The organism is Moorena sp. SIO3I8 (genome assembly GCF_010692325.1).
Taxonomy (GTDB): domain Bacteria; phylum Cyanobacteriota; class Cyanobacteriia; order Cyanobacteriales; family Coleofasciculaceae; genus Moorena.
In genome coordinates, this window is the sequence record NZ_JAAHHW010000004.1 from 64624 (window position 1) to 78829 (window position 14206).

At 43.8% G+C, this 14206-nt stretch carries 11 protein-coding genes and 1 pseudogene; 3 read left to right on the forward strand and 9 right to left on the reverse strand.

Annotated features, from left to right (window positions below):
• Positions 1-93 precede the first annotated feature (93 nt).
• From F6K51_RS03120 to F6K51_RS03130, 3 genes are all read right to left on the reverse strand, one after another.
• Positions 94-5154: a hypothetical protein gene (locus F6K51_RS03120; RefSeq protein WP_293017971.1), complete on the reverse strand. Its 5061-nt coding sequence runs from the start codon at positions 5152-5154 to the stop codon at positions 94-96.
• The gene (locus tag F6K51_RS03125; protein WP_293017972.1) at positions 5133-6503 is read right to left on the reverse strand and encodes an AAA family ATPase; all 1371 of its coding nucleotides are present in this window, start codon (positions 6501-6503) and stop codon (positions 5133-5135) included. Before F6K51_RS03125 ends, F6K51_RS03120 begins: the two co-directional genes overlap by 22 nt.
• 348 nt (positions 6504-6851) lie before the next feature.
• The gene (locus F6K51_RS03130; RefSeq protein ID WP_075903997.1) at positions 6852-7385 is read right to left on the reverse strand and encodes an ureidoglycolate lyase; all 534 of its coding nucleotides are present in this window, start codon (positions 7383-7385) and stop codon (positions 6852-6854) included.
• Positions 7386-7726: 341 nt separating this feature from the next.
• Here F6K51_RS03130 and gntT point away from each other — a divergent pair, with 341 nt between their 5' ends.
• From gntT to F6K51_RS03145, 3 genes are all read left to right on the forward strand, one after another.
• On the forward strand, positions 7727-9046 hold the full coding sequence (gntT, locus tag F6K51_RS03135; protein ID WP_293017974.1) for a guanitoxin biosynthesis MATE family efflux transporter GntT: 1320 nt from the start codon (positions 7727-7729) through the stop codon (positions 9044-9046).
• A 50-nt stretch (positions 9047-9096) separates the two neighbouring features.
• A complete protein-coding gene (locus F6K51_RS03140; RefSeq protein WP_293017975.1) occupies positions 9097-9303 on the forward strand; it encodes a hypothetical protein in 207 nt (68 codons plus the stop codon).
• Between the two features lie 114 nt (positions 9304-9417).
• The gene (locus tag F6K51_RS03145) at positions 9418-10896 is read left to right on the forward strand and encodes a sodium-dependent transporter (RefSeq protein ID WP_293017976.1); all 1479 of its coding nucleotides are present in this window, start codon (positions 9418-9420) and stop codon (positions 10894-10896) included.
• A gap of 294 nt (positions 10897-11190) precedes the next feature.
• Here the strand turns inward: F6K51_RS03145 and F6K51_RS03150 are convergent, their stop codons facing one another.
• The 6 genes and pseudogenes from F6K51_RS03150 to F6K51_RS03175 all read right to left on the reverse strand — a co-directional run.
• Positions 11191-11952, reverse strand: coding sequence for a phytochelatin synthase family protein (locus F6K51_RS03150; protein WP_293017978.1), 762 nt, complete (start codon positions 11950-11952; stop codon positions 11191-11193).
• A gap of 241 nt (positions 11953-12193) precedes the next feature.
• Entirely contained in the window at positions 12194-12427 is a 234-nt protein-coding gene (locus F6K51_RS03155) for a cyanobactin biosynthesis PatC/TenC/TruC family protein (protein WP_293017980.1), read from the reverse strand.
• A 128-nt stretch (positions 12428-12555) separates the two neighbouring features.
• Positions 12556-12720, reverse strand: a complete 165-nt coding sequence (locus F6K51_RS03160) for a hypothetical protein (protein WP_293017982.1) — start codon at positions 12718-12720, stop codon at positions 12556-12558.
• 7 nt (positions 12721-12727) lie between these two features.
• Positions 12728-12934, reverse strand: coding sequence for a cyanobactin biosynthesis system PatB/AcyB/McaB family protein (locus tag F6K51_RS03165; RefSeq protein WP_293017984.1), 207 nt, complete (start codon positions 12932-12934; stop codon positions 12728-12730).
• 175 nt (positions 12935-13109) lie between these two features.
• Complete coding sequence (locus F6K51_RS03170; protein ID WP_293017985.1) at positions 13110-13391, reverse strand: hypothetical protein; 282 nt, start codon at positions 13389-13391, stop codon at positions 13110-13112.
• A gap of 581 nt (positions 13392-13972) precedes the next feature.
• A pseudogene (locus F6K51_RS03175) lies at positions 13973-14206 on the reverse strand (dihydropteroate synthase); the annotation flags it as partial.

A 14206-nucleotide genomic window follows, 5' to 3' on the forward strand; every position in this document is an offset into this window, starting at 1 on the left:
CAATACTACTTAAAACTTATTAAAATTGCCATAGTGGTTTCCAGTCCCATTCCAGACTGCTTCTGACGGAATCAGGACTTCAGCACTGACGCACTAACGACACCAACGAAGATCCCTCTTATTTACATTAGTATTGTGCTTCAGATAATCCTGTAGCCAATCGCAAGCAAGGGACTGCAGTTGATCAGGATGTCTGATAGTCTCTAAATTCCATATAATTACTCTAGCAGATGAATCTGAAGAAGCAATAGTCTGGCCATCGGGACTAAAACTGAGGCTAACTACAGCACCATCATGGCCAGAAAAGGTTTGAGGTTGTTTACCTTTGGTGTTCCAAAGCTTGACAGTTTTGTCAGCACTAGCGGTAGCAATGGTTTCACCATCGGGGCTAAACACCACACTCCAGACGGTATTGTCATGACCTTTAAGAGTTTTTAGTTCATTACCATCACTAACATTCCAGAGTTTAACCATCTTATCCCTGGTAGCAGAGGCCAGGGTTTTACCATCGGGGCTGAAACCGACACTCAGAACCCAATCCTTATGACCATCGAGGGTTTGCAGCTCCTTGCCATCACTAACATTCCAAAGTTTGGCAGTCTTGTCTGCACTAGCCGTAGCAATAGTCTCACCATCAGGACTGAACCTGACGCTGTTGATCCAATTTTCATGACCAGTAAGAGTTCTAATCAGGATACCATTCTGATTCCAGAGTTTAACTGTTTTGTCCCTACTAGCCGTAGCGATAATTTGGCCATCGGGACTGAAAGCGATACTCCTGACCACATCCTTATGGTCAGATAGGGTGTGCAGTAACTTACCATTCTTATTCCAGATTTTGGCAGTCTTGTCTGCACTAGCGCTAGCAATAGTCTTACCATCAGGGCTGAAGCTAACACCCCAAACCCAACCGGTATGACCAGTCAGAGTTCGCTGCAATTGACCGTTTAAGCTCCAGATTTGGATAGTGTTGTTCTTGCTAGCGGTAGCAATAGTCTGACCGTCGGGGCTATAACTGACGTTGTAAACGGTATTCTCATCCCCTGTGGGAATAGGGAGTTCATTACCGTATCGACTCCAAAGTTTAACCGTGTTGTCAGCACTAGCGCTAGCAAGGGTCTGGCTGTCGGGGCTGAAATTAACGCTCCATACCGTACTTTCATGACCGGTAAGGGTTTCGAGTAGCTGGCCATTTCGATTCCAAAGTTTGACGGTATTGTCAGCACTAGCGCTAGCAAGGGTCTGACCGTCGGGACTGAAACTGATGGTAGTCACAGTACTTTGATGACTTTCATGGTCATCGGTTCCCAATGTCTGATACCGAGTACCGTCAAGTTTCCAGAGTTTGACAGTTTTATCCTTACTACCAGTAGCAATCAGTTTACCTTTGGGACTGAAACTGACGCTGAAAACCGCATCCTCATGGGCTTGTATGGTTAGAGGCTTTCTCTTGTACAAGCCATTCCGGTCTCTACGCCAGAGTTTAACCGTTTTGTCAAAACTCCCGGTTGCCAGCACCTTGCTATCGGGGCTGAAACTAATACTGAGCACTGCTTTATCATGGGCTTTGAAGATTTGGGGTTTTTTGCCTTCGAGGCTCCAGATGATAACTTTTCCATCCTCGCTAGAAGCAGCAAGGCTTTTGCGATCAGGGCTAAAACGCACGCTCCAAACTAAATCAGTATGCCCTGTCAGGGTTTGAATATACTTACCATTCCGTTGCCAAACTTTAACAGTTTGATCTTTACTAGCGGTAGCAATCAACTTCCCATCAGGACTGAAGGTAACACTCTTGATTTCATCCTTATGTCCATGCTTTCCTGCTAACGTGTAGAGTTGTTTGCCTTCCTTGGACCAGATTTTGACAGTTTTGTCGGAACTAGCCGTAGCAATTAGCTCACCGTCGGGACTGAAACTAACAGTGTTGACTGTATTATCATGACCTTCTAAGCGATTGCGCTCTCTAACCCCATAAAAGGCTTGCTGTAGAGAACTCATCGCTATATCCTTAGTGTCAGAGCTGACCCGAACTGACCACTTGAGTTTTTTTCCTGCCTGTAAGGCATCTTTTAGTGGATCGAGGGCATGATTATTCGAACCGTAAAGGGCTTCTGAGGATTTAATCAAAGCTGTGATTTCGTTGTTTCTAGCAAGAGCCCAAAATATAGCAGCAGAAACGGTTGAGACCGCTAACATGCCAACTAGAACAATGGAGCCGGTCAGTGCTATCTTCGACTTCTGTAACCGGGCTTGAGAAAGCCGATGTTGCTCTTGGACTTCCTTAAGTTTGGCGAGTAATTCGCTATCTTGCTGCTGGCGAATCACAGAAACTAGATAATCATGAACCAGTTGATAGCGGTTAAGGGGACTTTCTCGTAAGAGCACCACTAATCCTGATTCGACTAGGATATTTAAGACTAAATCTAACTGGTCTATTTCTTCTATCGCTAAATCCACTGCCAAGGATTTTAAGTCTTTTTCCAAATCCTGGCGGGTCTTAGGCGGGCGGGTGTTATTTTCTTCAGTTAGTAAATACAAGATCAGTTCAGCAGCTTTTTCATTCTCGGAGCCACAATCTGCGATCACTTCTTGCAGGTAACGCTGCACCAATTTTTCTTTAGGACCTTTTCTCCGATAATGAGCTAGGGTAGTAATTCCTTCAGTCTGTAGTTGAGCTCCTACTATCTGTAATTCAATGGGACGAACTTCTCCTTCACTGCTACCTAGTTCCTGCACTAAGGTGTTTACTAAGGCTTCTTCTAAATAAACTTGAGAGCGCTCGGTTAGTCGTTGAATAATAGATTTAGCATCCTCTAGGGAGAAATTACCTAAATAATAAAGAATAGTTTTGTTGAGAATATTATTGTTGATTGAATCAAAATTTTTATGACGAATTCCCTGCAACAAAAAATACAAATCATTTTCCCGTAATGACAAGATAACCTTGACGAAAGGAATCTTAAGACACTCCCGGAAAAAATCAAAGAAGCGTTTTCTTTCAGTAGGATTATCCGAAATCAAGAAAAACTCTTCAAACTGGTCAAAAATCAGCACCGTTAGCAAATTGCTATGTTCATTTTGTCGCAATTGCTCTAAAAGGGTTGAATGTTGCAGGTTAGTTTGGGTTGAATGTTGCAGGTTAGTTTGGGTTGAATGTTGCAGGTTAGTTTGGGTTGAATGTTGCAGGTGAGAAGACTGCTGTGAACCTTGGCCTTTCGGCCACGCTTTCGCCGTAGGCGACGCTCCGCGAACGCGAACAACCTTCAACGGGTCAACCTTCAACCCAGAAAACCCTTCACCGTTCAACGGGTCAACTTCCAACTGAGAAGAAGCTAAGGATTTCCAGACTTCCCTGACCCAATCGGTGTAAACCCTTACCAAAATTGGTACGACATCACGGGTTCCAATTACCTTAGTTTTGAGAGTGGGGACTAATCCAGCTTCTAGCAGGGAACTCTTACCTACCCCTGACTGACCGTAAATCACTGTCAGTTTGTGCTGGGTGCTGCCAATACGTTCCACTAAGCGCTCTACATCGTTCTGACGTACAGAAGCAGTGATTTCCTCCGCAGCAGTTTCCTGCTCTAGGAGTAAGGTAGAAGTTTGGCGTAGATGAGGTTTAAGCCGACCAGGTCCGATAAAGGCACGGAAACCGTACTGCTGCTCAACGGAGAATCGTTCTTGTTTGACCCGAAAGGCTTCTAGATACTGCTTTTGCCGGAAATAAAGCGTCCGCAATTTTTCCAAAATGCGAATATAAAGTTGTGGGGCATCCATTGGACCGGTTTCCTTAGCCCTTTCCAGGATAGTGATCGCCTCCTCCGACTGACCCAAATGCCCCTTCGCTTTAGCCAGAAGCAGTAGATAGGACATTTGATACTGTCCGGAGGTATTAGTTAACCGTGTTAGGAGTTCTAAAGCTTTCCTAGCTGCTTGCTGAGCGCCCATCCAACGGCAGTCTTGAAGGGCGACTGCAGCGATAAATCCATAATCTTGAGACAGTTGCAGTGAATTTCCATAGGTTCTGTGCAGTACCAGGGAGCGTTGCGCCAGACCTTGTAAGTCTTTCCAAGCTTCCAGTCGTTGTAGGGTTTCGCCAAGTTTAGTAATAAACTTGGCGATTAAATCTGGGCGTTTTGCTTGTTCAAATGTATCGATACATTTTTGAAAATACCCTCTGGCTGTGATCCAGTGGTGACGAGTTTGGGAGCGATTGAGTTCAGCCAGGTTCAGATAACACAAACCGATATGAAACAGCAGTAGAGCTTGACGTTCTACTGGTGAAGGGGTTGAGGGGTCTCTCGGCAACGTCCGGAGGGAAGTAGGTATTTGGGTAGTTCGACCCAGTCTGGAGGTAAAACTAGTCTGCTGTTGTGTTTTCTGCTGTTGTGTTTCGCAGCTCCTAGATTGCTGCTGCCAAAAGGCTAAACTTTGCTGATAATACTCTAACGCCTGTTCGATCTGACCATTAATATAAGCTTCTCGACCAAGGACAAATGGCAAACTAGCTTCTTGGGTTATGTCTAAGACATCTCCACGAGTTTGCAAATCCCTCAAAGCTGAGTCCAATTCTCGGCAATAGCTGGAACCGAAAATAGCGGTATTGGGTAGGAACTGATCCCCACCGGCATCCAAAATACGAGTAAATAAATAACTCTCTCGCTCTGCTAGAGCTTCAATCAATTGACTAGAGGAGAGGACAAAATCTGTGGTTGTTGCCCAACTCTCTAAATCTGGCACAAACCGAATCAGCGTTTGCAATACCTCGTCATTTACCCATAACACTAGAGGGAAGGGGCAATGCTTGCGAAACTCCTCCCGCACTTGGTTGGTAGTGATTAGTACTTGCGACCGGTTGCTCAGGGACTCTAAACCAAAGACCATCACCGCAGCTGGCTGTTGATCCCCTAGCTGCTCCAAGATAGTGGTATAGAGACTTTTAACCTTAACCGACTGGTTCAGGTATATTTCCTGGAACTCAACAGCACAGACTTGCCGCAACTTCCGGACAATGTACTCCTGTAAAGCTTCATAGTTGCGGCGGGCTAAAATCAGGGAAAACTCCCCTTGGGACGTCTCAATCGCCCAGGCGAGTTCCTGCATTGAATTAAAGTTGTAGGCATCCGCATCTTCTACGCGGTATAAGCTAGGCATGATTTGAATCCTTCCGCTTCTGCCAAAATGGGATTAACGTCAAACCAAGACCCATCTTGGTCTCGGTACTCATAGACGAACATGCTGCGGATCAAGACTTGGTAACCTTCATCTCCAACTACCTTCTTGTGTTTAGCAACATGACACAATAATTCCCACTCATCGTCTGAGATGGGTAGGGTTAGTTCATTGCGCCGGTCTCGAATTACAGTTTCTAACATGCCTTGAGACAGAGGTAATCGTCTTTCTTTCTTGATCCAGGTACTGAGGAACCGGAGCAAATTCCGCACATGACCCCCGCTAGCGTAACACAGGCGATCTAAAGTGTCAGGGGAGTCGAACACCTCTTTTACTCTAGCAAGACGCGACCCAGGCTCTAAATCAGGGAAGGCTCTAGCGAGTACCATTTGTCGCAGCAGAGCCATGCCCTGTTCATGGGGAGTGCCATCTCGTAACCTTACCGGTACCATTGGTAACACTTTGGGATCTACCACAAAGCGTTGAGTCAAGGCACTATAGTCATTAGAAAATCGTAGCGCTAGGGGCATGGTATAGACCACATGACAGTGTAACCCCTTTAACTGGGCTCCACGATCCACAAATAGATATTCCGGCTGATCACGTCCCCAAGGCTTCTGGGAAGCATCCACCCGATCGAGGTTATCTACAATTACCACTAGCCCTTGTTTCCCCACTTGTTGGAGGTTTGCGATCGCAGGTTCGAGCAACTCTTGGTTAATCACTTCTAACAACCGATTGGTTTGAGGTTCGAGATATTGCCGTAACCGACTGCGCAGATCCGGGCTATCCTTAGCCTTAGCCGTAATCTCACCAATCCCAACTGCAAGGGAAACCGCCCCCTCCGTGTCTACTCCAACCTCACCAATCCCAGGAACTCCTACCCGACCGCTTAATTCAATTTCAGTGAGCAATAGTTTAGCCGCACCTGCCAGTAATTTTTTAAAGCCTTTCGGTTCACCTAGCTTAATTTTGTCTAAGCTTTCACTGACGCGACGAGCAATAGCGAGTAAAATGTCACCAACATCTACATCTCCCATTTCCAAGTCTTGAGAAGACTCAAAATAGACCACGTGAAAGTCAGCTTCTTCCAATTCGGCTTTCAACCGCAGTAATTCCGTAGATTTACCACAACCAATATGTCCAGTAAATAGCTCACAGGTCGGCTCATCCATGGAGAAGAAGGTGATATTGTCCTTCAACTCTTCAATGATCTTGCCCCCTCGCACTGAGGAAAAATCGATATAATAATTAAGGTCTTCAGGCTGTTCTACCGTTAAGGTTTTGCTGGGATTACAGGCTTTATATAATTTTTGGATGTTTACTGTCATAGGTTTCCTTTCTCATTAGTCATTACTCATATCTGGCACCAAGTTAAAAATTCACCTACCTATTAAGGTAGGGAATCGGGAATCGGAACCCACCCCTAACCCCTCCCAGGATGGGAACGGGAATCGGGAATCGGGAACAGGGAAAAGTCATAAAATTTGAGGATTTTATAACTGATTATATATCCAATACTATTAGTCATTAGTTAGTTTGGCTTAGTTTTTTTTTATTATGACTAATTATGGTATTATGATTTACTTGTTATTACCCATTCCATTTTATCACTTCCTCTAGGTATCCGTGTAGGAATTGTGATAATTTTTGATGCCATATTCCCTGCTCCCTACTCCCTACTCCCTGCTCCCTACTCCCTGCTCCGCTGTTCCCTTTGCTATAACAATTTCAAACTGTAACTGATGGCTATCTATAAAATCATGGGTAAAATGATCGACGACATTGGTATCAGCAAGTTCCAAATTGTAGAAATCTATAAATTCTTGGTCAAAATAGGGACCAGCATGCCAAGTTCCTACTTCTAATTTAATAAAGCAGTTACCTGGAATCCGAAAAGCGGCGATATCCTCTAAAACTGGTTGGTCATCCTGAGTGGGAGGAGCTACAGCCATGAACCAGTCTTTCCCTTCTAGAGAACCGAGACACTGAGTACATTGGACGTGGCGAGTAATTTTATCAAACTTACGACCTTTGTGGTGTAGCCGCATGATATAAAACCGGGATGTCCCATTGTCGAGGTTTAACTGAGCATCATCTTGATCATAGGGTTTGCCATCTTCACTGGCAAAGATGACTTGACCGTAGGGCTGAAAGTTCTCTGATGTCACCCATTCCGCGTGTAGTTTTTGAATCGTCTTGACTTTACTCATCCTTAGGCTCCGGCGTCAGTAGTTAAGAATTAACAGCTTATTGATTTTAGCTTGTGCAAGTGCCTTGCTGTTACTCTGGCAACTAGTCTTTACACTTTTTATATGATATCCTTTATAGGGGATTTTTTTGAAATCATTAAATCAATCATCAGTTTAATCTTTATGGTTAGGTTCGGCGTACATTCTTTATATTATAGTCGATTAATCTATCTATATTAATCTCTAACTATAAAAATAGTATTGGATATAATATTTAATCAAGCCACTAATCTGACTTAATAAAAAAGGTTAAAATACCTTTATTTTCCCATTCAAAATGCCCTAACTATTAAGGTTAATTGATGACTTTTACTTGCTCAAACCAAGACAATGTGCTCTATCGCTTCTGGAAACTGGCGATCATCAATATTCTGTCTAATCTGACGGTACCCCTTGCGGGTTTAATCAGCGTGGCTTTCTTAGGTCATTTAGATCAAATCCGCCACTTAGCTGGAGTCGTTATCGCCACTATCCTGTTTAACTTCATCTACAAAAGTTTGGGGTTTTTACGGATGGGAACTACTGGGGTAACCGCTCAAGCCGTCGGACGAAATGACCGAGATGCTATGTTACTGGTGGGACTTCGTAATGGCTTAATTGCTCTGATTTTAGGTGTAGTTATCTTAAGTTTACAGTATCCTATTAGAGAGCTGGGATTTGCTCTGTTAAGTGCTACACCAGATGTCAAATTTTCCGGTATTGCCTATTTTAACGCTCGGATTTGGGGAGCTCCGGCAACATTACTCAATTTTGTAGTCATTGGTTGGTTTCTCGGTAGAGAAATGAGTGGTAAGGTTTTGCTGTTGTCCATTATCGGTAACTGCGCTAATATAGTTTGCGATTACTTCACTATTGTTCGGTGGGGTTGGGAAAGCACTGGCGCTGGATTATCGGTAGCAGTTAGTCAATACGTGATGGTTTTAGTGGGACTAGTTTTAGTTAGCCAAGAAATCCAGTGGCAAGAGCTAAGAGCAGTAGCGAGGCGAATTTGTAAATTGTCAGAAATAATAGCTACTTTTACCCTAAATAGTAATCTTTTTATTAGAACCTTAGCGATTATTTTTACCTTGTCTATTTTTACCAACTTGAGCTCAGCGTTTGGTACCACAGTCTTGGCGGAAAATGCTTTAATATTAGAGGTGTTAAGCATGGCTGCTTATTTGATTGATGGATTAGCATTTGCTACGGAAACTCTGACGGGTAATTTACAAGGTCAGGGAGCAAAAGAGCAGTTAGTACCTTTGTTGAGAATGGCTGGAGGAAGCTGTTTGCTATTAGGACTTAACCTTGCTTTCCTGTTTATGCTGTTTCCCCAGACACTCTTTGGCCTGTTAACAAACCACGCTGAGGTGATCGAATCGATTACTCTCTATATTCCTTGGTTACTGGTAGTGTTAGCATTTGGTTCCATTGCATATATGCTGGATGGTTATTTTCTGGGCTTAGCCGCAGGACAGACCTTACGTAATTCTACTGTAATCGCCTTGGTGCTGGGATTTGCCCCTATGGCTGTAGCGTCTTGGCAGTTTCAAAGTGCTCATCTTCTTTGGTTAGCTTTATCTTTGTTTATGGCAGGCAGAGCGATAGTCCTGGGCCTAAAGTTACCAAGCACCTTGAACTAAAATATAGGGTTTGTATTGGGTGCATCTCCTAAAAGCTGTTTGACCCGGTGGTGCGTTACGGGCAGCAACCTAAAACTGGGAAAGAGCTGGAAAATCGGGGTGAGCCCGTCTTATCACGCACCCTACGCCTACTGAATGTTTACGATGTAAACATAAACGTTTCTCATAGTAATGAGATACACATAATTTTTTCCCTATTCCCGACTCCCGACTCCCGACTCCCGACTCCCGACTCCCTAAAACCTGTGATGGAATAAGCAAAGCCATGGCAATAATTTAAAGAAGTATGAAGTATCAAGGATTAATTGTAAAGGATGAAGTATGAAGGATGAAGTATGAAGCATGAACTATCAAGATAGAGGGAATTGTAGATGGCTCGTCAACGTTGGGCTTCAAGAACAGTATTTCTCCTCGCAGCAGTAGGTTCTGCAGTTGGCTTAGGGAATGTGTGGCGCTTTCCTTACCTAGCTGGGAAATACGGTGGGGGAGCATTTTTAGTCCCTTACCTGATCGCTTTAGTCCTAATTGGGGTTCCACTGTTGATGCTGGAATTTGCGGTAGGACAAAAAATGCAACGGGGAGCCATAGGCTCATTTAGGAAATTACACCCCAATTTCGGCAGTCTCGGTCTGTTTGCCCTGATGTCAGCCTTTATCATTGTCTCCTATTATGCAGTTGTCATGGGCTGGAGCTTGATTTACTTTCTGGCATCCTTTGGGGTCAAGTGGTCGAATGATGCTAAAAGCTACTTCTTTGATAGTGTTCTGCAAATCAGCGATGGGGTCAATGTATTAGGTGGTATCAACTGGCCAATCTTATGGTCTCTACTTGTAGTCTGGGTCTTGATTTATTTCTGTGTTTGGAAAGGCACGACCAGTGTGGGAAAAGTCGTTGTTTACAGCGTGCCACTTCCGATTATTTTGCTGGGCGTATTGCTATTACGAGCAGTAACTTTACCAGGTTTCCTCAATGGCTGGAAACTGTATCTTACTCCGGTTTGGAGTGCATTAGTTGACCCCGAAGTTTGGACAGCTGCATTCTCACAGATTTTCTTTACCTTATCTCTGGGATTTGGAATTATGGTGACTTATGCTAGCTACAAAAACTCAGAGGATGACATTGCTAAAGATACCTGGTTCACTGCCTTGATCAACAGTGGTATCAGCTTATTTGCCGGTTTTGTGGTGTTCGGAATCTTAGGATATATGGCTGGAGAAACCAACACCCCTTTGGCAGAGCTGGCTGCTTCTGGTCCTGGTCTAGCGTTTGTGGTTTTCCCGGAAGCTTTAAGCTTAATGCCCTTGCCTTGGCTGTTCAGTCTGCTGTTTTTTGTGATGCTGCTTTCCCTAGGCATCGACAGCGCCTTTTCCCTAGTAGAAGCTTTGAATGCGACTATCCTCGACAAACAACAACAGGGAAATGTTGCTAAGGTTTCAATTGGGGTTTGTCTAGGGGGATTTATTGCTGGAATTATTTACACTACCAGAGCTGGATTATACATTTTAGATATTGTAGATCATTTTGTTACTAACTATAACTTGATGTTGGTAGCTATTTTCCAATCGATCCTAGTGGGATGGGTATATGGTGCTGAAAAGCTACGACGATACATCAACCAAGTTAGTGATTGGAAGGTTGGGAAATGGTGGAATTTTTCTATAAAATACCTGATTCCTATGGCTTTAGTCGCTTTGCTAGCAACCCAGTTTTCGAAAGATATTAGGACTCCCTATGAAGGATACCCAGCCTGGGCTTTAGGAATTGGCTGGGCAATCGTGTTTTTGCCATTACTTATTTTCCTGTCTTTGCTGGTCACAGACAAAACATTGATCAATGGGAGAACAGATTAGTTTTAATGATTAGTTTGTAAGCCGTCAGCCGTCAGCTGTCAGCTGTCAGCTGTCAGCTTAAAATAATATCAAGTCCGCTTGAATACCCATCATAAAAGTATGGGGAGGGTGGGGCGTGTGGGGAGATGGGGAGATGGGGAGATGGGGGAGATTTTTATAAAGCGATGCAGCGCGGTCTTGGGGGTTTCCCCCATGAGCGACTGCATCAAGACAGGGTAATTATCCTGACATGATATAAACATCAATATTGATAGATTAATGAGAATGCAATCAATTTGACAATCAATTTGACAATCAACGGCGACTCACCAGCACAAACCCCCGTGTCTTTTTAGATTCTGAATCCTTAGTCGCCATTGCTTGCCACAATTCTTCAGCCTTGACCCAGACCGGAGGATATTTGTAACGAGAGACATCTAGGATCAGAAAACGGTCTGCTTCTTGGTTGTAGGCAGCTAAAGGAGAAATATGTCCCCCAGTTTTCTGAGCAATGGCTTTGCGTAAGTAATTGACTAAGACAAAATTTCCCCCTTCTTGCAAATTCTTTACCACTATGTTGCGAAACTGATCCAGGGTCAAATCACCACCATGGTAAACCTCTGCTTTAACTGGATAAGTTTCCAATAATCCTGCTAATTGTTCCAAAGTCATGCCCCGACGAGCAATCACCTCAGCCATCCGCACTTGCTCAGTTTTGGCATTAAAAACATTCTTCTGGGTGAAGCGGTTAGTCCTAAATTCCGGTGCCTCTGGAGCTTGAATTGATAAAGCATTTAGCACCATGACCATACTAGCTACTCCACAGTAAGCCAGGTTTTCCTGAGTGACAAACTGAATACTTAGGGGCAAATAGTCTTCTCGGGCTTGGCTTGCCATCAGTAACCTTTCTCCGTGATCGGAATCGAGGTTAATCAGATTTTCGGTCAGTGGAATTGTCTGGGCTAAGCATCCTCCATTGATAAGGAAAAACCCAATTAAAGTAGCTTGTAGGGGTATACGGAATAGTTTTAGGCTACTTTTTTGAGCATATTTTTTAGCATTGTTTTTATTAATCATATATACTATTTCTCAATTGGATGAGGGACTTTACTCGGGTGGTTTTAGGGAGTAGGGAGTAGGGAGTAGGGAGTAGGGATGGATCGCTTTTGTCAAAATACGACCATTGAAGGCTATTATCATCTCAGGATAATTACCATTAATATAATAAAAATTTCCCCCATTTCCCTATCTCCCTACCCGTGAAATTTTAGTCGGACGCAAGAAACAGCCCTGCTATCCTTATCCACTCATCCCCTGATTAAGCCCAAATGCGTCCCCGACGGAAAGGGGGGTCATTGTCTGGCTTCTGGTCTTTAAACATAACCTTCCACCGTGCATAATCTTCTAGACCAGTAGCAAGTAACACTGATTTCTTTTCTTCATTAACCTCTGGTTGAACAGATGGAGAAGCAGCAGCAGGTTCTGCTTTTGGCTTGGCCTGGGTTTTTCTGCGACGACCGCGTCTGGGAGTTTTAGTTTCTTCTTCTGGCATAATTGTTTTTTAGTGTTTCTTATTGTTTACGACATCTATTTAACCGTAAGCATTCAGCTATCAGCTATCAGCTATCAGCTATCAGCTATCAGCTATCAGCTATCAGCTATCAGCTATCAGCCTATGGGTCACAGCGTCGTTCGCACAGCGTGGCCAAAGGCCAAAGCCTGTGCCACGGTACTGTTCGCGCAGCGTGAGCCAAAAGCTGACGGCACCTCAAGTAGCGTGCGCGTAGCGCATATGCTGACGGCTGAATGCTGACGGCTGAATGCTGACCCTTGACCTAGGGGCACCACTACATCAATACCATCCGCCCCAGCCAGAGGTTTTGAGTTGCTGATAACTAGGGTAAGCAAAGGGTGCTGGGTCATTGTAATTGGCACCATGGGTCAAGTCCATGCGAATAGTCACCAAGTCTTCGCCTCTACCATGAACCACATCCACTGCCCGATAGGGTTGAATCAGATCCGGTCTTTTGACTGGTGCTACTTGTTTGGGTAATCTCATCAAACACTCCTTTTCTGGTCAGTAGTGCTATAATACGAAGATTATTGCTTAGGTAGCAAGTTATTTTTTATTTCCATTTGGGTTTTTCCTAAGTGTATGCTTTCCTCTCGGTGAAGATTATCTCCTGTGAGAGGTTGAAGCACTTTTTTTGGGATTTTTCAGGTTAATCAATACTTTAAGCTAGGCTCGACGGGGTGACAAGCAGCCTTGTGAGCCTTACTGGGTGTAGGGTGTGGGGTGTAGGGTGTAGGGTGTAGGGTGTAGGGTGTGGGGTGTGGGGTGTGGGGTATAGAGAAGCGATGCAGCGCCGACCTGAGGGGGTTTCCCCCATTAGCGACTGCATTGCTACTGCCATTAACCCAAGACGAGGTACCTCACCCGATTGAGAACTGCTATAGCGTTTGTATTTGAGTTGTAAACACACGTATTGCCAGAGAAGGCAAAATTCAAGAGGCAAAAGGCAAGAGGAGAAAGAGATTCGGAGTTTTCTTGGACAATAAAAAAAGACATCATAGGTTGACATTTCATTTATAAAGGCAATAAATGAATAAATGTGAAAGCCCTGCTTAACTTAAATTTTATAAAACTTGAGTGATACTTCATCAAAGCTTCACCTACATTGGCCGGATTTCTAGTTAATCTAGTTGACGTCGCAAATATTATCCTAAATCTAAGTACAGGACAAAAAATGGAGAGAGTTAAGAAAAGCTGGGAACTGGTGGTCAAGATTGGTGAAAATTGAGCGCAGATAATCAAATCCCAAACGAAATAGGCTCTTGGCTCGTCGTTGATGGGATGACAGATATATGGGGTTTCTGTGTATTTTTAAATTCCAGAGGAAAGTCGATATAATAGACATGCTTCCAGTCGTTAATTAGAAAAGGAAAAATTAGCCTATTATTTTCCCAGTAAGGCATTTCAGATGAAATGACATCACAGGTTGGAGACTCTCCTGTTGCCATATACTCTATTCGAGACTCATGATATCTACTCTTGAAATCTTAAAAATGTGATGTCGTTGAGGTCATTAGTTTTGATTTAAAATAAACTAAGAGTATCTAAAACAGCTTTAATTTTAGGAACTTCATGAGTTCTAAACAAATCGGTTTTTCCTAATGCTGCTAGAACTGCAAAGAAAGGTTCAGCACTTCTGACTTCTTCCCCAAAACATTCAAAAGCATGGGGGAGGGCATGACACACGGGAAAACCCAATTTCCGAAGACGAAAAGTATTTAAAAAGGTTTTCATTTGAAAACGAATGCGTAGGGCGCA

Coding starts and splice junctions, on each gene's coding strand:
- F6K51_RS03120 (WP_293017971.1), bottom strand. CDS start 5,154: ATGCCTAGCTTATACCGCGTAGAAGATGCGGATGCCTACAACTTTAAT.
- F6K51_RS03125 (WP_293017972.1), bottom strand. CDS start 6,503: ATGACAGTAAACATCCAAAAATTATATAAAGCCTGTAATCCCAGCAAA.
- F6K51_RS03130 (WP_075903997.1), bottom strand. CDS start 7,385: ATGAGTAAAGTCAAGACGATTCAAAAACTACACGCGGAATGGGTGACA.
- gntT (WP_293017974.1), top strand. CDS start 7,727: ATGACTTTTACTTGCTCAAACCAAGACAATGTGCTCTATCGCTTCTGG.
- F6K51_RS03145 (WP_293017976.1), top strand. CDS start 9,418: ATGGCTCGTCAACGTTGGGCTTCAAGAACAGTATTTCTCCTCGCAGCA.
- F6K51_RS03150 (WP_293017978.1), bottom strand. CDS start 11,952: ATGATTAATAAAAACAATGCTAAAAAATATGCTCAAAAAAGTAGCCTA.
- F6K51_RS03155 (WP_293017980.1), bottom strand. CDS start 12,427: ATGCCAGAAGAAGAAACTAAAACTCCCAGACGCGGTCGTCGCAGAAAA.
- F6K51_RS03165 (WP_293017984.1), bottom strand. CDS start 12,934: ATGAGATTACCCAAACAAGTAGCACCAGTCAAAAGACCGGATCTGATT.